Source organism: Candidatus Thiosymbion oneisti (assembly GCF_004359955.1).
GTDB lineage: Bacteria > Pseudomonadota > Gammaproteobacteria > Chromatiales > Chromatiaceae > Thiosymbion > Thiosymbion oneisti.
Window position 1 is genome coordinate 90,318 of record NZ_SMSC01000003.1, and the last position, 17,382, is coordinate 107,699.

Sequence of the window (17,382 nt, forward strand, 5' to 3'; positions counted from 1 at the left end):
TTCACTTGGAGATGAGTTTGTCTATGTCGATCTTTGCATGATTCAAATCCAACTCACCTTCTTCAACTCGCTCTAATATCTCATCAACAAGATTTACGTTGGATAGCAAAGATTCGTGGCTAGAAAGATCGTTGCCGTCTTCATCCCATCGTGGACCTCCAGCATAAACTGCAGCGTACATCACCTTTGCCTTATACGACGGAACTCCATCAGCTTGCATAGCTTCATAGAACATGCGATGAACATCTTCCCAAGATTCTGTACGCGTTCGACAGTAGTGGTCGTGAACCACTGACGCTCTACGATAATCGCCAACGAATGGAGGACCAAACGTCCAGAATGTTTGAGGAATAGATGCACCATTTACGACTTGTCCTTTAGGCACAGACCATACCTTTCCATTGTCGTCAATATATTTAAAATCTTCTAATAGCCGCATATCGCGGTCTTCTTTATCATTCTGTAACCACTCGGTTACCACTTGACCTTGAAACTCTCCCGTGGATACTGCGCGCGAAAAACACAACATTGCCAAACCTATTGTCACCATCTTTTTATTCATATTGAGCCCTCTTCAAAAGAGATTGGTCAGGTTATATCCAAACACTAGACTTCTGCTAATGCACTCTTAATGCATCACTGTCACCCGTAATCAGCACATCCGCGGAAGAGGCAATCAGCGTCGCCAGGATTGGCGCATCATTCGGATCGTTCGACACCGTTGCGGTCGTGTCTTCAATCTCCACCAGTTCGACCCGTAGCTCGAGCTGTCGGACGAAAGACTCGATGCGCTTGTCGTCCCAACCCAATAATTTGCGTATTTTCGGGTAACCGAAGACCCGGGAAATTTCGTTCAACTGGAAGTGCGACATCGAAAGCCGCAGGATGTGGGAATCCCAGGCGGCGACGATCCTTCCCGGATTAGTGTTCGGATAGGCAAGTCCAGAGACCAGGACGTTGGTGTCCAGAACAACCTTCATTCCTATCCACGGGCTGCGTGGACCGCCTCATCGATCATAACCATGCCCGCATCCGGCGGTAGGTTGGAAAATGCTTGCGCCAACTCGCCTCGGAGGCGCATGTACGCTTCGTCCAGCGAACACAAACGCTCGAAAAGCTCGATATCGACGAGTGCCGCAATCGGCTTTCCGCGCTTGGTGATGACGACCGAATCGCCTTCATACCGAATCTCGTCGAGCAGCTCACCTAGGTTTTGGCGAACCATCACTGCTGGAGCCTCGCGAATCATGTAGACTGCCTCAATTGATGTAGCTTCCCTATGTTGCCAGTAGAATCGCGGGGGTGCAAGGAAGATGGAGATCTGGAGCTGGTGTTTCGCCGTATCTGCGACGGGACGAATGCCTGCGGCCAACGGTTGCCGTTCGAGGTAGTGTTCGTGAACAAAAAGCAGAACCTGCGGGGCCTACAATTGGCCGATCTGGTTTGCCATCCGATAGGCCGCCGTCTGCTTAAACCCGACCAACCGAACCGGGCCTATGATGTGGTTGAGAAGAAGCTATACCGGAGCGGGGAAGGAAGGCTGGCTGGGCATGGACTGAAAACCCTGCCCTGAAAAGCCGAAGGGGCGCGGTTTCCACCGCACCCCTACGCCGATCGGGAACTCCCGATCCATTTGCATCAACAATAAGATCATTTTTAAATTTGTCAAACAATTTGGCAGTGGCTCAGTTCGCGAAAAAACGCAAGGACGCCAAGACGCAAAGAAAGAACAAAGAATCTTTGCGTCTTGGCGCCATTGCGTCTTGGCGTTAAATGGGCCGGAAAGTGAGCGGCCAAGCATAAATTTTTCAAACTGAGCCACTGCCAAACAATTTCGTCTTTTTGTCGTGATGATTGAACGAAAAGCAGTCGCTCTGGTCTCCGGGGGTCTCGACTCCATGCTCGCCGTGCGCGTCGTCCAGGACCAGGGCATTCAGGTGGAGGGCCTGAACTTCTTCACCGGCTTCTGTGTGGAGGGCCACACACATGCCATCCGTAAGAACACTAAGCCCAAACGCAACAATGCGCTCTGGGTGGCCGAGCGCCTGGGTGTGAAATTACATTTCGTCGACGTGGTCGAGGATTACCGTGATGTGGTCCTGAACCCGAAGTATGGGTACGGGGCCAATCTCAATCCGTGCCTCGACTGTAAGATCTTCATGGTACGGCGGGCCTATGAGTGGATGCGTGGGCATGGGTTCGACTTTATCGTTACCGGTGAGGTTGTGGGGCAACGGCCCAAATCTCAGCGCAAGGACACCCTGCCGATCGTGCAGGATGACTCGGGGGCCGGTGATTTACTGCTGCGGCCCTTATGTGCCAAGCGCCTGCCGCCGACCCGGCCGGAGCGGGGGGGCTGGGTGGAGCGTGAACGCCTGTTCGATTTCTCCGGGCGCAGCAGAAAGCCGCAGATGGCATTGGCGAAGGCATATGGGCTCGATGACTATGCTCAACCGGCCGGCGGTTGCTGCTTTCTGACCGATTCCCAGTACTCCGCGAAGCTGACGGACCTGTGGAACAGCCGTGGTGATCGGGCCTATGACCTGGACGATATCGTGCTCCTGAAGGTGGGGCGCCATATCCGACCGCGACCCGGTTTCAAGGTCATCATCGCACGCGAGGAAGGCGAAGGGCGTTTCCTGACCGGGTTCCGTAAGCGTTTTATCAGCATCAAGACGCTCAGTCACGGCGGACCCGAGGCCCTGATCGATGGTGTGGTGACGGAGAGTGACATCGAGTTGGCGGCGCGGCTGGTGGCACGCTACGGTCAGGGACGCAATTGCGAATCCGTCCGCGTCGAGGTCAGGGTCCTTTCAGGTTCTACGCGAGAACTCGCTGTCCGTCCCTTCACCCCGCAGGAGATCCCCGGGGAGTGGATACTCTAGACACGATGGTCGTGGATTGCCGGCGGCTCTTGTGTCCGCTCCCGGTCATCAGGGTCCAGGATCGGGTCGCAGACCTGGCTCCGGGGACCCAGGTAGAGGCGGTCTGCACGGATCCTGGGGCACTGCAGGATATACCTGCCTGGTGTCGCATCAACGGTCATACCGTCCTGCGTACCGACAGCAAGGATGGCGAGCATTTGGTGGTCATGCGCGTCGGCGGTGCATGCGAGTAGCAAATCCTGCCCGAGCCAGACCTTGTTTGGAGAACCACAAGGACAACGTGCCGAAGCCGTTGCGAAGACCGCGGTGGTCGGCGGCCTGGTCAACCTGGGCCTGGCGGTGATCAAAGTCGGCGCGGGGGTGCTGTGGCATTCCCAGGCCCTGGTTGCGGACGGTATCCATTCCCTCTCCGATCTGCTATCCGATGTGTTGGTCTGGTATGCAGGGCGTCACGCCGCCCGGGCCCCGGACCAAGAGCATCCTTACGGGCATGGACGCTATGAGACCCTGGCGACCCTGGTGCTGGGTGTCTTTTTACTGATGGTTGCCGTCGGCATCGGCTGGGACGCCGGTAATCGCCTGTTTGCTCCCGCCGAACTCTTGCGGCCACAGCCGTTGGCGCTGGCCGCAGTCCTGGTGTCTATCCTGGTCAAGGAGTGGCTCTACTGGTGGACGCTCGGTTACGCGCGCCGTGTTCGCTCGGATATGTTACGTGCCAATGCCTGGCATCACCGCTCCGATGCCGTTTCCTCGGTCGTGGTTCTGGTGGGCCTCGTTGGTACCCTGATGGGTTTACCTTACCTGGATGCCATTGCGGCGGTCGTCATCGCCGTGATGATCGCCCATATTGCCTGGGAGCTCGGCCACCGGTCGATCCGGGAGCTGGTGGATACCGGGTTGGAAGCGGAGCGCCTCGCCGCGATCGAGAAAACCATCGACTCTGTCGGCGGTGTAAGAAATATCCATATGCTGCGAACGAGAAGGCACGGCTGGCAGGCCTCGGTAGACGTCCATATCCTGGTCGATCCCCGGTTGAGCGTCTCAGAGGGCCACCTGATCGCGCTCTTGGTAGAGGACCGGCTCAAATCACAAATCGACGAGATTACCGATGTTACGGTCCATATCGATCCGGAGGACGACGCAACGGAGCCGCTCTCGGTGGTGTTGCCCACGCGCGCCGAAGCCCTGACCCGGCTTGAGCGGCTTTGGGAAGGAGTACCCGAGGCCACAAGCTGCCGGCGGACCATCCTGCACTATCTCAATGGACGCATCGACGTAGAAGTGTACTTTCCGCTTGCTGTCTGCGCCGGAGAATGCTCCCGTGCGGAGGCTGTCCGGGACCGGTTACAGTCGGCACTCGCGGCGGATCCGGTCTTCAATCAGGTCTTTGTCTACTTCGGATAACTGCACCGTTTCAGTGCGTCATCTATCCGGACGAGCTATGACAGTGCATTCTTTCCTGATTCCTTTTGAACCGCGAAGGGAAAACCACGAATCACACGAATCCACACGAATCGGATTTGTGCAACCGATAACCCTTCCTGTTTAATCCGCAGATTTCCACAGATTAAGCTGGTTTTTCCTATAGGAAAAGGCTCTTTATGGATTCCAGACTGATCTCTCCTCCACCCCTGGTATGGACCCGTAGGATGTGGTGAGCGCCGGGCGCGGGAGCGACCGGCGCGAACCGCATCTTTGGCTTCCGGCTCATTGATGCGGTTCGCCGCGGGCGTCCATTGATGCGGTTCGCGGTGGGGATTGATGTAATCCTGCTACGACATACCGCGCTCACCGCATCCTACACTCCCGGCAAGACCGCAGGGTAACGAAGGGGGTGGTGAAGGCAGCAAACGATTCGCCAGCGAAAAACGACATGATGCTGCGGCCAAGGCAAAGCAGTCCGGAATCCATAAAGAGCCTAGGAAAAAACGGCTCAAACTCAGGATTCCCTGCACCCGCGGTGGTGGACGTAGAAAAAAACCACGAATCACGCGAATCTTCGCGTATTGATTCGTGCGGATTCGCGTGATTCGTCGTTTTCCCTTCCGCATCCTGACCGACCACGACAAGCATTCGGAGATCGATGAAATGCCTCGCAACCGAGACCAAGCCGAAAATCCTTGGTCCCTCCAGGAAGGCAAGCTCCCGCTCCTGCGTACCGCGGCGGACGAATCCGCGCGCCATGTGCGCGGGCTCTATTTCAAATTCCTCCTGTTCGCCTTCTATGTGGCGGTCATCGTCTTCTCCACCGACGACGAGCAGCTCCTGAAGGGGACCGGCGCCGACCTGCCCCTGCTCGGTGTGGAGCTGCCCCTGGTGGGATTTTATGTGGTCGTTCCCTGGCTGGTACTGATCTTCCACGCCCATCTGCTCAGCCAGTTCTATCTGCTGTCCCGCAAGCTGTTCGACCTCGATCATGTACTCGGGTCCCTGCCGTCGGAGTCGGCGCGCATCCAGCGCGGGCTGCTCTTTCCGCTCATCTTCAGCCACCGGATCGTCGGTAGCCAGCATCCGCGACTGATCCGCTGGGTATTCGGAGTAGCGGTGGTCGTCACCATTCTGATGACCCCCATTCTCCTGCTGGCAGCTGTCCAATATAAGTTCCTGCCCTATCACAGCGCATGGATCACCTTCAATCACCAACTGGTACTCACCCTCGATCTGCTGCTGCTCTGGATCTTGTGGCCGCGCCTGTCCTCCCGTTCCGGGCGTTGGCGAGATTGGTGGTCCCAATCTCGATCCAGATGGGGAGTCTGGGTGTCCACGAGCTTGGGAGCCTTGGTGTCTGCGATCCTGACATTCGGCGCCTGGATTCTGTTGGTTCCGCACGTCGGCGACACCGAAGAATGGTTGGCCGAGAAATGGGGGGCCAAGGACAAGGAAGAAGAGTTGGCTGAGAACCAGCCGGGACTGCCCTGGATCCATCGCAATCTGGAGCTGCGCGAACGGACGCTGATGCGCAAAAATCCCCCGGTCGAGCTCTTAGCCAGTGCCCGTGAGTGTTTCGCCTGTGGGGAAGATACCAAAGCGGAAGAAGCGGAGGCGAAGGTCTGGATAAAGGACGGCGAGGCACTGGATCTACGCGAACGGGATCTGCGCTATGCCGATTTCTACAAGAGCAGACTGTGGGACGCCGACCTTCGGGGTGCAAATCTACAATACGCAAAGCTCCAGGGTACCCGGCTCCAAGGCGCGGACATGCGTCCGATTGATCGAGATAGCGTGAAAAAGCACACAGACCTCCGGCATGCCCAACTGGAGGACGCAAACCTTAAGGACGCGAAACTCCAGGAGGCGCAGCTTCAGGGCGCGGATCTCGAAGAGGCGCAGCTCCAGATCGCGGATCTCACAAGGGCGCAGCTCCAGGGCGCGGTTCTCTGGGAGGCGCAGCTCCAGGGCGCGGTTCTCTCCGGGGCGCAGCTCCAGATCGCGGATCTCTCCTGGGCGCAGCTCCAGAGCGCGGATCTCACAAGGGCGCAGCTCGAGGGCGCGGATCTCCGGTGGGCGCAGCTCCAGGGCGCGGTTCTCCAACATGCGGATCTACAGGGCGCGGATCTCACAAGGGCGCAGCTCCAGATCGCGTTTCTCCAGTGGGCAAAGCTCCAGGGCGCGGATCTCACAAGGGCGCAGCTCCAGATCGCGGATCTCCAGTATGCGGGCCTACAGGGCGCAAAGCTCTGGGAGGCCCAGCTCCAGGGCACGGATCTCTCCGGGGCGCAGCTCCAGGGCACGGATCTCTCCGGGGCGCAGCTCCAGGGCGCGGATCTCAGGGGGGCGCAGCTCCAGATCGCGGATCTCAGGGGGGCGCAGCTCCAGGGCGCGGTTCTCAGGGGGGCGCAGCTCCAGATCGCGGATCTCCAGTATGCGGACCTACAGGGCGCGAATCTCCGGGAGGCGGTGGTCTATGGAACCGAGTTCCAAGACGCGGAGCTCTCACTCGCCGACTTGCGGGATTTGAGTTTGCCGCGTGACGACTGGGAAGGGCTGTCCTCCGTGTTCTCGGAGATCGAGAAACTGGAGGCCAAGCTGGAGCAGGCAAGTGAACACTGGTCTCAGTGGAGGCGGGAAGGGGTCGAGCGGGCCATCGAGCGCTTCTGGTCCGTCGCCTTCGACCTGCCTGTGCAACCGACGACGATCTCACCGCCTGAGAAACCCGACGTCATGCACGATCAACAGGGTCCGTTCAAGTGCTGGCCAGCGCCGCCGGATAAGGCCGTGTTCGAGCGGGAACGCGCGGATTATCGTGCCGGACTCGCCTGCAACAACCGCTACATCGCTGAAAGGATGTGGCGGTATGCCAGAGGGGATGGTTGGGTGAACGAGCCTGTTATAGTATTTGGGTCGAAAGAGCCTGATCCAGTATTGGAACAGGCCCTCCGGGACAAGGCCGAATCCGGGGCTTGTCCCGTCCTGGCCGAGGTGCTCGAGAAGCTGTCTAAAACAGGGTCGTAGCCCACGTAGTGATGAATGATGAGTGATGAGTGATGAGTGATGAGGGCGGGAGTGTAGGATGTGGTGAGCGCGGTATGCCGCAGCAGGATTACACTAGGGCGTGTTGACATTTAATAAGGGGTGAGCCCTAATCCAATACCATTAAGTTAAGCCTCAAAGCCCCTCTCCCGGCGGGAGAGGGGGTATAGCGGCCAGTGCCGTTGGTCATGTTACAACTTAGATATTAACCACTACCGCTTAACTTAATGGCATTGAGCCCTAATCTCCGGGCTTGCCTCCTAATGGTACAGGATTAACAGGATGTTATAATTGCTTATTCACAAAATAATCCTGTTAATCCTGAGTCATCCTGTTAATCTTGTCCGATTAGCGGTCGGCACGACAATTATGTCAACAGCCCCTAATCCCGACCGCGAACCGCATGGATGAGCTGGAAGCCAAAGCCCGCGTAGGTTTCTCTTTTACCTCTACCACCGCGGGCGCAAGGAACACCGGGTTTGAGCTGTGTTTTCCTATGGGAAAATCCAGCTTGCGCATGCCCGGCGCGCCTCTGGGGGGTAAAAATTCCCCTGCCGGCACGGGCGTTCTGGCACGATCATTGCATACAGACACCCGACAAGGCGAGTGCTCGCACCTTTCAAGGGAATCTCGAACCGAATATGATGGGGGATTCTTACCCCAGGCGGGCACTTTAGAATCCGAGTGCCCCTGAAACAGCAACCAGCGGAGATAAGTGCATGTCATCCAGTGTGTTAGAGAAGATCAAACAAGAGGAAGTGAAGTTCGTCGATCTTCGCTTTACCGATACCCGCGGTAAGGAACAGCATGTTACCCTGCCGGCCGGCGTTATCGACGAGGATTTCTTCACGGACGGCAAGATGTTCGACGGCTCATCGATTGCCGGCTGGAAGGGTATTCAGGAGTCGGATATGGTGCTGATGCCGGAGGTCGGCACCGAGACCCTGGACCCCTTCTCCGAGGAAAGCCAGCTGATCATCCGCTGCGATATCCTCGAGCCTTCCACCATGCAGGGCTATGAGCGTGACCCGCGCTCCCTGGCTAAGCGCGCCGAGGCCTACCTCAAATCCACCGGGGTCGCCGACGCCGCCTATTTCGGCCCGGAGCCCGAATTCTTCGTACTGGATGACGTGCGTTGGGGCGCCGACATGAGCGGCGCCTTCTACAAGGTCGACTCCGAGGAGGCCGAGTGGAACTCGGAGCGGGTCTATGAGGATGGGAACATCGGTCACCGCCCGGGCACCAAGGGCGGCTATTTCCCCGTCCCGCCGGTGGATTCTCTGAATGACATACGCTCCGCCATGTGTCTGGCCATGGAAGAGATGGGCGTGACCACCGAGGTCCACCACCACGAGGTCGCCACCGCCGGTCAATGCGAGATCGGCACCAAATTCGCTACCCTGGTCAAACGTGCGGACTGGAATCAGATCTTAAAGTATGTGGTCTGGAACGTGGCCCATGCCTACGGCAAGACCGCTACTTTCATGCCCAAGCCCCTGGTGGGCGACAATGGTAATGGGATGCATGTGCACCAATCCCTGGGCAAGGACGGACAGAACATCTTCTCGGGCGACAAGTACGGTGGCCTCTCCGAGACGGCGCTCTACTACATCGGCGGCATCATCAAGCATGCCCGCACCCTCAATGCCTTCACCAACGCCTCGACCAACTCCTATAAGCGTCTGGTACCCGGCTTCGAGGCCCCGGTCATGTTGGCCTACTCGGCACGTAACCGCTCGGCCGCGGTCCGTATCCCCCATGTCGCCAACCCCAAGGCCCGGCGCATCGAGGTCCGGTTCCCGGATTCCACCGGCAACCCCTACCTCTCCTTCTCCGCCATGATGATGGCCGGTCTGGATGGGATTCTGAACAAGATCCACCCCGGCGATCCCATGGACAAGGACCTCTACGACCTACCGCCTGAGGAGGAGAAGGGCATCGCCCAGGTCTGCTATGCGTTGGACCAGGCCCTGGATGCGTTGGACCAGGATCGGGACTTCCTCACCGCCGGCGGGGTGTTCAGCGATGATCTCATCGATGGCTATATCGAGCTGAAGATGGAAGAGGTCACCACGCTGCGCATGACCACCCACCCGCTCGAGTTCGATATGTACTACAGTCTGTGATCGGGCTGCCTCCTCGAATCCCTTAGATACGCCCTGCAAAGGGCGTTTTTCGTTACCTGTTGGACAGGTGCCAAATGCTGATAATTCGTCGAGAGCAGCTTGAAACCTTAGATAAAAATGCCGAGAGGCGTTTTGTCGACGAATTGGCTGAATACCTTTGCCGCAGAAACCTTGCTGTCCTGCCGAGGTTTCCGGAAGCTCAGCGCCGGATGATCGTAGGCCACATGATCGCTCGGGGCCGCAAGTGGGGAGCTACCTGGAAAAACAGCCTCGCCCTGTTTGCCGATCTGTTGCAGACGGTGGCGCCCAACTTCGACCATAATCATTTCATCCGAGAGGCGCTGGAGCGGGGTGCCGACACGGCCGACAACCGCATCCTGAGCCTGGTGGATCGGGCTCCCCATATTGCCTGGCGCAAGGCGGAAGCGGCTCGTATCGAGCTCTTTCTCTATACGGCACCCGACATGGACCCGTTACCCCTGATCGAGCGCACAGCCGCGGCACTCCCTCTGGTTCTCTGGGACCAGGCCACACCCGAGGATGCGCGCCCAAAGGCCGAAGCCGCCTTTAACCTTGCCGGGTCACTCGGATTTGCCGAGCTGCAAGACGGTCCGCTCGTACTGGCGGTAGCCCGCGCCCTGTACGGACCGGAGCTGACCGTCGAGGCTCGGCATCCCTGGATCGCGGACGTCCTGGACCCCCGCTGCTCGCCGGACATGCGGCTGGAGCTGCTGCGTCTGCGCATCGCCCTGGATTTTGGAAGGAGGGTATGATCCATGGGATTCTGGAATGGCCTGGCGGACGGATTTACCGGTGCCGCCGCCGGCACCTGGGAAGGTCTCAAGTCGCTGGCACAGGGTGGCTATGCCCTGGCGACGGATCCTGCGGCGCGCGAACGGGCTTGGGAAGCAACCAAGTCGTCCGCCCAATGGGTACATGACTACGCGGATAAGGTAGTAAACGACCCGGTCAAGCTGGGCCGAGATGCCCGGGATGGGGCGCTGGCGGCCTACACCGCGGCCGAGAATTTTGTTACCACTGCCGACGCCGAGGATTGGGGGAAGCTGGCAGGTGGGGGCGGGTTCGAGATAGGTACCGCCTTGGTCCCGGTAGGGGCCCTTGCCAAGGCAGGGAAGCTGGGGAAGCTCGCCAAGGTCGGGAAAGGACTGGACAAGGTCGAGGATGTCGTAGACGCGGTAGAGGATACAGCCGATGCAGCCAAGAAGCTCGACTTGGTAACTACTAAAGGCATACACAAATGTTCGAAGAAGATTCCGCCCAAATCATGGGACAAATTCGATGCCAGACACAATGATGAGTTCATGGATGTCCTGGAAGAGTTTCGCGGTACTTCGGATCTTACCCCAACCCCTAAGCATAGTGGCCGTGAGGGACAATTGTTTACCTCTCCCAAGGAGCCAAATATGGCACTGAAACGCTGGTTCGAAAAGAGCCCAGTTGAAATGGAAAAGTCGGTTCAGGCGCTTGAAGATGTCAGAAAGGCCGTCGGCAACAACCCGAGGCTGGCGAAGGACATCGACGTGGTGAGGATTCATGAGCGCGGCTCGGACTGGATAAAACGGGATTATGATCCTGGGTCGGTTCCACTTAAAAAGGCAATGGAAAAGCCAGCCGTATTTGAAATGCGGAATCGGGTCATGGAAGAGCTCGGGCGTAGCCGAGATGAAAGTCTCGGCTCTCTGGCAAAAAAGCTGAGACGAGACCCTCCCTCCGTCAACCTTCACTGGTCTTACACCAGAAACAAAATCCTTGTTTTCGACCCGCAGTAGGAGTATTCCACCATGCGCACATTCCGGGAAATCGCCGAAGAGCTGGGGCTCATAGAATTTCTACCCAGTCGCTGTGGAACCCTCTATGCCGTTCCCATTGTGAAAGGGTCCCCACTTGTGATGGTGAGACACTTCGACAACGAGCTGCCCCCCGCGGCGGTCGTGCCCTATGTGGACTTGATAAGGGCCTGCAAGCGATGGATCGGGCAGTACCCGGAGCTGGTCCGCTTGGTACGCATCGAAGAGCCCTTCGAGGTGGGCCGGGATTTCTACGCGCGTACCTTTCACTCCTACTACACGAGCCTCAATTCTTACACCGACACCGACCCCGAGGAGGGAGTCGATCCACCGCCGGAGCTTACGGAGATGCGCCTGTATCTCCGGGGTGCCCTCGCGTCTCGCCCGGATCAGCAAGAGGGCGTGGTCGAGAAGATTCTACGCCGCAGCCTCCTGGAGCCGAGCTCTAAGACCGTTTTTTCGGAAGACATCGAGCAGTTCATTGTTGTCGAGCCGCGCATCGAGCCGGAGGATGTTCGGACTTGGGCCAAACAGTCGTAGCCATCAGGCTCTATTATATCTTGTAGAGGAAGCTGAGCGCCTTACCCACACATTTGGTTAACCGGAAGGGCAAATATTGCACACAAAATGATTGAGTATGAGCTTTGAGGCGATTATTCCAGTCTAGCCAAAAAGCCAGGCGGAACGATTTCCGTAAGCCAGACACCATTCTCGGATAAAAAAAACTCGTATCCCTGCCGATACATTTCACCGGAGGCAACTTGCAGGACAACCGGTTTTCCATAACGCTGACCGACGCTTGTTGCGGTTTTCATATCTAGCGAAAGGTGAACGTGGTGGCGTTGTCCAGGATGCAGCCCCTCTCTCAGGATCGAAGCTAGAAACCGCGTTGCGGTCCCATGGTAAAGGACCGGCGGAGGTTCCTTTGGCGTAAGACCGAGATCGATTTTAATCGAGTGGCCCTGGTTGGCACGTATTCGCTGCTCATCCTCGGAAAGTGAAAACCGCTGCTTGTCGTTGGTAATGACAACCTGTCTTATCAGGTCCGCCGTGAGCGACATTTCAGAAGGCGCCTTCTTGATCAGCTCCGATACCGACGCCCAACCTTGCGCATCCAAGGTGAGGCCAATAGCGTCCGGTTTGTGTCGTAGGACGAAGCTCAGGAATTTGCTGACTTTGACTAGCTGCCTGTGCGAGATTTTTTCTGTGGTTGCCATCAAGACTTGATCTCCCCAGTATGGTTTCCGATAGTCCTCGAATCGGCCCCCTCGAAAAGCAGATACTAGATCATCTGGTCACCGCAGTGCTGCTGTTCGACGGCGACCTGTGCCTTACCTACATCAATCCGGCCGGGGAAATGCTGCTCCAGGCCAGCGCTCACCATGTGTTGGGGCAAAGCATCGGGACCCTGATGCCGTGGCCCGAGTGTTCAATGGAGCAGCGATTACGCGACGCCTTGAGCACCCGGCGTCCCGTTACGGAAAGAGAGGTCACCATCCCGCTGTCCGGTGACCGTGCCGTCAGGGTCAACTGCACCGTCCTGCCGCTCCACCCGTTCGACGCATCATCGGAGGCCCTGGTTGAGCTGTGCCAAGTGGATCGCCATCTGCGTATCGTCCGCGAAGAGCACCTGATCTCTCAACACCAGGCAGCGCAGGCCCTGATCCGAGGTTTGGCCCACGAGATCAAAAACCCGTTGGGCGGCCTGCGTGGTGCCGCCCAACTATTGGAGCAGGAGCTTCCAGATGAGTCGTTCCGTGAGCACACGCGCGTCATCATCGACGAGGTGGACCGGCTGCGGAAGCTGATAGACGAGATGCTCGGCCCGAACCTCATCCCCAATAAGCAGTACGTCAATATTCATCAGGTGCTGGAACACGTATGTGGACTCCTGGCGGCGGAGTATCCCGGGGGACCGGTCATCATCCGCGACTATGACCCCAGCATCCCGGGTTTCAGAGCGGACCCCGACCGCTTGATCCAGGCCGTGCTCAATCTTGCCAGGAACGCGATTGCCGCAGCCGGACCGGACGGCCAGGTCGAGCTGCGGACCCGGGTGTTGCGCCGGTTCACGATCGGAAACAAAAGCCACCGCTTGGTCATGCAAGTGGAAGTTATCGATGACGGTGAGGGTATCGCCCCCGATTTATTGGATCGTATTTTCTTACCCATGGTATCCGAACGCCCGGGGGGAACCGGCCTGGGGTTGCCGATCGCTCAGGAATTGATCAACCAACACGGCGGGTTGATCGAATGCGAAAGTCGCCCCGGGAAGACGCGGTTCTTCATCTATTTACCGCTGGAGCCGTCCCATGACTAGAAGGTCGATGGTGTGGGTAATCGACGACGATCGATCCATCCGTTGGGTGTTGGAGCGGGCCCTGACCAAGGCAGGCATGGCGGTGACGAGCTTCTCAAACGGCGTCGGTATCATGGAATCCCTTCGCCGCAAGCGGCCGGATGTCATCGTCTCCGATATACGGATGCCCGGTATCGACGGTCTGGACCTGTTACGACAATTGACGTCCGAGCATCCCGACCTGCCGGTCATCATTATGACGGCGCACTCCGATCTCAACAGTGCCGTTTCCGCCTTTGACGGCGGGGCCTTCGAGTATCTGCCCAAACCCTTTGATCTTGACGAGGCGACGGATCAGATCCGACGTGCCTGTCGCCGCCACCCGGATGGCGATGACATAGCCGGTAAGCCCCTCGACCGGATGCCGGATATCATCGGTAAGGCACCGGCGATGCAGACGGTGTTTCGCGCCATCGGGCGACTGGCGCGCTCCCATATCACCGTGCTGATCAACGGCGAGTCCGGGACCGGGAAAGAGCTGGTTGCACGGGCCTTGCACCGCCATAGCCCCAGGTCCGATCAGCCCTGCATCGCATTGAATATGGCGGCGATTCCCCATGATCTCCTGGAATCCGAGCTGTTCGGCCATGAACGCGGCGCCTTCACCGGGGCCCAAGGCAAACGCCAGGGACGCTTCGAGCAGGCCCATGGTGGCACCCTGTTCTTGGATGAGATCGGCGATATGCCGGCGGAGCTGCAGACGAGATTACTGCGCGTCCTCGCGGACGGGGAATTCTACCGGGTCGGTGGTACCTCCCCGGTCAGGGTCGATGTGCGAATCATCGCTGCCACGCACCAGAATCTTGAGCAGCAGGTTCAAACCGGACGCTTTCGTGAGGATCTGTTTCACCGCCTGAACGTCATCCGTATCCGGCTGCCGGCGTTGCGCGAGCGCCGTGAGGATATCCCCTTGTTGATGCGACACTTCCTCGCCCGCGCTGCCGCTGAGCTGGATTGCGAGCCCAAGGTCTTACTACCGAGCGCTGAGGAGAGGCTTGGTGGCCTCAAATGGCAAGGCAATGTGCGTCAGCTCGAGAACACGGCGCGCTGGTTGACGGTGATGGCCTCCAGCAAAGAGATCCACGCGGAGGATCTGCCTCCCGAGCTGGTGGGTGTGGAAGCCGGGAAGACGGCAGACGATCCATGGCAGGTCTCCCTGCGCCGGTGGGCCCGCAATGGACTCCGGCAGGGCCAGACCGCCCTGTTGGACAAAGCACTCCCCGTATTCGAGCAGATCCTCATCGAGACGGCCTTGGAACACACCAGCGGTCGGCGCCAAGAGGCCGCGCGTCTGCTGGGTTGGGGCAGGAATACCCTGACCCGCAAGATCAAAGCGCTGCGGCTCGACCTGGATACCCCTGCGATCAAGAATCCGGAAGCCGGCGACTGATAACCGGAAGCCCTTGCTCCGTACCCACCTTGTCCTGACCGGGGAAAGATGACTCGCGTCCCGCAGGGCCTTATACTTAGCATCCCCGATTGGTCTTATCCGCCGCGGGTGGTTCATACCTGACGCTGGCGTGGCCCGGTCCCGGAAATTTCTCGTCGTATCCCACATGCAGCCGCAACAACTGATCGAGTTTATCGGTAACCACTGGGAGCTCTTCGCAGTACTGGCAGTGATTATCGCCTTGTTGATCCACAACCTACTCGTCAGTGGGCGGGGTTCGGTGGATCCGGCCGGGGCGACGGAGCTTATCAATCACAAGGACGCCTTGGTGGTAGACGTGCGGCCAGCGGCCGATTTCACCCAGGGGCACATCATCAATGCGCTCAACCTCCCCATGAACGGTTTCAAAAAACAGATCGGGACCCTGCAGAAGCACAAGGAGCGACCCATCCTGGTCGCTTGCCGCTCGGGCTCCCAGTCGGCGATGGCCTGCCAACAGCTGCGCAAGGAGGGCTTCGAGAATGTGCATAACCTGCGCGGGGGGGTCCTGGCCTGGCAGAATGCTAATCTGCCCTTGTCCAAGAAGAAGCACTGATGGCAAGGTCTTAAAAACCCAGCCGGGCTCCTTTTCAACCGCAACCGGATGATCGCCGATGACCGAGAACGAACAGCAAAACGAAAGGCAGTTCGTGGTGCACCGCATCTACACCAAAGACCTTTCCTACGAAGCGCCGAATGCCCCCCACATCTTCCGCCAGGAGTGGCAACCCAAGCTCGAGCTCAACATGAATACCCAGGCGAACAAGCTCGACGCAGACACCTTCGAGGTCATCCTGTCGGTCACCGCCACCACCAAGCTCGCCGACCAGACGGCCTCGATCGTGGAGGTCCATCTGGCGGGCCTGTTCGGGATTCAGGGGTTCCCGGACCCGGAGCTTGCCCATCTGCTCGGGGCCTATTGCCCCAATCTGCTGTTTCCCTACGTGCGTGAGGTCGTCTCCGATTTGGTCGCCAAGGGCAGCTTCCCGCAGCTGGTGCTACAGCCGGTCAATTTCGACGCCCTGTTCGCCCAGCATCAGCAACAGATGGCGGATCAGGCCAAGGGTAATCCCGCCCCGACTTCGCATTGAGTCAGACCTCCGCTCCCGCGCTCGCGGTCCTGGGCGCCGGCTCTTGGGGTACGGCGCTGGCATTGCTGCTGTGTCGCAACGGCCACCGCGTGCGGATCTGGGATTATGCGCCGGAGCAGATTCTGGCCTTGGATCGCGACGGCGAAAATCGCCGTTATCTGCCTGGGTTTCCGCTGCCGCCGACGCTGCAGCCCGTAGCGGAGCTCACTGATGCCTTGGAGGGGGTCAGCGAGCTCCTGGTCGTCATTCCCAGCCACGCCTTCGCCGCCGTGTTACGCCGACTCCCCGACCGACTGCCGGAGGGACTGGGCATTACCTGGGCCACCAAGGGATTCGAGCCCCACACCGGGCGGCTCCTGCATCAGGTCGCGGAAGAAATCCTGGGGTCCCGGGAGCTGGCTGTCGTCTCCGGCCCCAGCTTTGCGCAAGAGGTCGCCAAGGGGTTGCCCACGGCGGTCACCGTGGCCTCCCGGAGACCGGAACACGCGCAGCGCATAGCCGGCTATCTGCATAACGACCACTTTCGGGCCTACACCGGCGACGATTTGGTCGGCGTTCAGGTGGGTGGGGCGGCTAAGAATGTACTGGCAATCGCCGCGGGCATTGCCGACGGTCTCGGCTTCGGGGCCAACACCAGGGCCGCCCTGATCACGCGCGGACTGGTGGAGCTGATTCGGCTCGGCACCGGGCTGGGCGGCCGGCGGGACACCTTCATGGGCCTCGCCGGGCTCGGGGATTTGGTCCTTACCTGCACCGACGACCAGTCCCGAAACCGCCGCCTAGGCCTGGCCCTGGCGCAGGGACTGAGCGTCGAGGAGGCCAAGCGCGAGATCGGCCAAGAAGTGGAAGGCGTGATAACAACCCGTGCCGTCAATACCATCGCCCACCGGTTGGGGGTGGAGATGCCCATCTGTAGCCAGGTGTTCGGCGTGCTGTACGAGGGCCGCACGCCGGAGCAGGCAACCCGCAGCCTCCTCATGCGCAGCAGCAAGGCCGAGCTGACCTGATGCTAAAGAAGTCCCCGAGAAGTCGAATATCTAACCCCCTAGTACGGATGCTCTCAACGACCGATAACATTGAGCTGGCAGGAACTCCATGGAAAATTTAGCCGCAAATAAACGCAAACGGCGCAAATCAATGTTAATAGACCAAGTAGCGTCGATGATGGCGAGCTAATCTCGACCGATTTGCGTTCATTGGCGGCAAAAAAGAAT

Annotated in this window: 18 protein-coding genes; 14 read left to right on the forward strand and 4 right to left on the reverse strand. The window is 58.8% G+C overall.

Annotated elements, in window-relative coordinates; all coding sequences use genetic code 11:
* Position 1: 1 nt before the first annotated feature.
* From E1958_RS02355 to E1958_RS02365, 3 genes are read right to left on the reverse strand one after another with little or no spacing between them, the layout of a single operon-like run.
* The gene (locus E1958_RS02355; protein WP_089727536.1) at positions 2–562 is read right to left on the reverse strand and encodes a DUF1353 domain-containing protein; all 561 of its coding nucleotides are present in this window, start codon (positions 560–562) and stop codon (positions 2–4) included.
* Between the two features lie 55 nt (positions 563–617).
* On the reverse strand, positions 618–980 hold the full coding sequence (locus tag E1958_RS02360) for a putative toxin-antitoxin system toxin component, PIN family (RefSeq protein ID WP_089727535.1): 363 nt from the start codon (positions 978–980) through the stop codon (positions 618–620).
* A 2-nt stretch (positions 981–982) separates the two neighbouring features.
* The gene (locus tag E1958_RS02365; protein WP_243448415.1) at positions 983–1,225 is read right to left on the reverse strand and encodes a type II toxin-antitoxin system Phd/YefM family antitoxin; all 243 of its coding nucleotides are present in this window, start codon (positions 1,223–1,225) and stop codon (positions 983–985) included.
* A gap of 54 nt (positions 1,226–1,279) precedes the next feature.
* Between E1958_RS02365 and E1958_RS02370 the strand changes: the two genes are divergently transcribed.
* From E1958_RS02370 to E1958_RS02410, 9 genes are all read left to right on the forward strand, one after another.
* Positions 1,280–1,573 (forward strand): DUF3800 domain-containing protein, encoded by a 294-nt coding sequence (locus E1958_RS02370; RefSeq protein WP_089727533.1) that lies wholly within the window; start codon positions 1,280–1,282, stop codon positions 1,571–1,573.
* A 277-nt stretch (positions 1,574–1,850) separates the two neighbouring features.
* Complete coding sequence (locus tag E1958_RS02375; protein WP_207787753.1) at positions 1,851–2,885, forward strand: tRNA (5-methylaminomethyl-2-thiouridylate)-methyltransferase; 1,035 nt, start codon at positions 1,851–1,853, stop codon at positions 2,883–2,885.
* The gene (locus tag E1958_RS02380) at positions 2,873–3,118 is read left to right on the forward strand and encodes a sulfurtransferase TusA family protein (RefSeq protein ID WP_243725220.1); all 246 of its coding nucleotides are present in this window, start codon (positions 2,873–2,875) and stop codon (positions 3,116–3,118) included. The genes E1958_RS02375 and E1958_RS02380 overlap by 13 nt, the downstream gene beginning before the upstream one ends.
* A 22-nt stretch (positions 3,119–3,140) precedes the next feature.
* Positions 3,141–4,289 carry a cation diffusion facilitator family transporter gene (locus E1958_RS02385; protein ID WP_243448416.1) on the forward strand — a complete coding sequence of 383 codons (1,149 nt, stop codon included), beginning with the start codon at positions 3,141–3,143 and terminating at the stop codon, positions 4,287–4,289.
* 621 nt (positions 4,290–4,910) lie between these two features.
* On the forward strand, positions 4,911–7,337 hold the full coding sequence (locus E1958_RS02390; protein WP_133510435.1) for a pentapeptide repeat-containing protein: 2,427 nt from the start codon (positions 4,911–4,913) through the stop codon (positions 7,335–7,337).
* A 737-nt stretch (positions 7,338–8,074) separates the two neighbouring features.
* The gene (gene glnA / locus E1958_RS02395) at positions 8,075–9,481 is read left to right on the forward strand and encodes a glutamate--ammonia ligase (RefSeq protein WP_133510436.1); all 1,407 of its coding nucleotides are present in this window, start codon (positions 8,075–8,077) and stop codon (positions 9,479–9,481) included.
* A 74-nt stretch (positions 9,482–9,555) separates the two neighbouring features.
* A complete protein-coding gene (locus tag E1958_RS02400; protein ID WP_208108563.1) occupies positions 9,556–10,254 on the forward strand; it encodes a hypothetical protein in 699 nt (232 codons plus the stop codon).
* Between the two features lie 3 nt (positions 10,255–10,257).
* Complete coding sequence (locus E1958_RS02405) at positions 10,258–11,271, forward strand: hypothetical protein (protein ID WP_133510438.1); 1,014 nt, start codon at positions 10,258–10,260, stop codon at positions 11,269–11,271.
* A gap of 12 nt (positions 11,272–11,283) precedes the next feature.
* Positions 11,284–11,829 (forward strand): hypothetical protein, encoded by a 546-nt coding sequence (locus E1958_RS02410; protein WP_133510439.1) that lies wholly within the window; start codon positions 11,284–11,286, stop codon positions 11,827–11,829.
* A 113-nt stretch (positions 11,830–11,942) separates the two neighbouring features.
* Here E1958_RS02410 and E1958_RS02415 read toward each other — a convergent pair whose 3' ends face one another.
* Positions 11,943–12,506, reverse strand: coding sequence for an RNA 2'-phosphotransferase (locus E1958_RS02415; RefSeq protein WP_133510440.1), 564 nt, complete (start codon positions 12,504–12,506; stop codon positions 11,943–11,945).
* Positions 12,507–12,526: 20 nt separating this feature from the next.
* Between E1958_RS02415 and glnL the strand changes: the two genes are divergently transcribed.
* From glnL to E1958_RS02440, 5 genes are all read left to right on the forward strand, one after another.
* The gene (glnL, locus tag E1958_RS02420; protein ID WP_133510441.1) at positions 12,527–13,609 is read left to right on the forward strand and encodes a nitrogen regulation protein NR(II); all 1,083 of its coding nucleotides are present in this window, start codon (positions 12,527–12,529) and stop codon (positions 13,607–13,609) included.
* Positions 13,602–15,038, forward strand: coding sequence for a nitrogen regulation protein NR(I) (gene ntrC / locus E1958_RS02425; RefSeq protein WP_133510442.1), 1,437 nt, complete (start codon positions 13,602–13,604; stop codon positions 15,036–15,038). Before glnL ends, ntrC begins: the two co-directional genes overlap by 8 nt.
* Positions 15,039–15,204: 166 nt before the next feature.
* Complete coding sequence (locus E1958_RS02430; RefSeq protein WP_089723793.1) at positions 15,205–15,633, forward strand: rhodanese-like domain-containing protein; 429 nt, start codon at positions 15,205–15,207, stop codon at positions 15,631–15,633.
* Positions 15,634–15,691: 58 nt separating this feature from the next.
* Entirely contained in the window at positions 15,692–16,168 is a 477-nt protein-coding gene (secB, locus tag E1958_RS02435; protein ID WP_133510443.1) for a protein-export chaperone SecB, read from the forward strand.
* Entirely contained in the window at positions 16,165–17,175 is a 1,011-nt protein-coding gene (locus tag E1958_RS02440) for an NAD(P)H-dependent glycerol-3-phosphate dehydrogenase (protein WP_133510444.1), read from the forward strand. Before secB ends, E1958_RS02440 begins: the two co-directional genes overlap by 4 nt.
* Positions 17,176–17,382 lie beyond the last annotated feature (207 nt).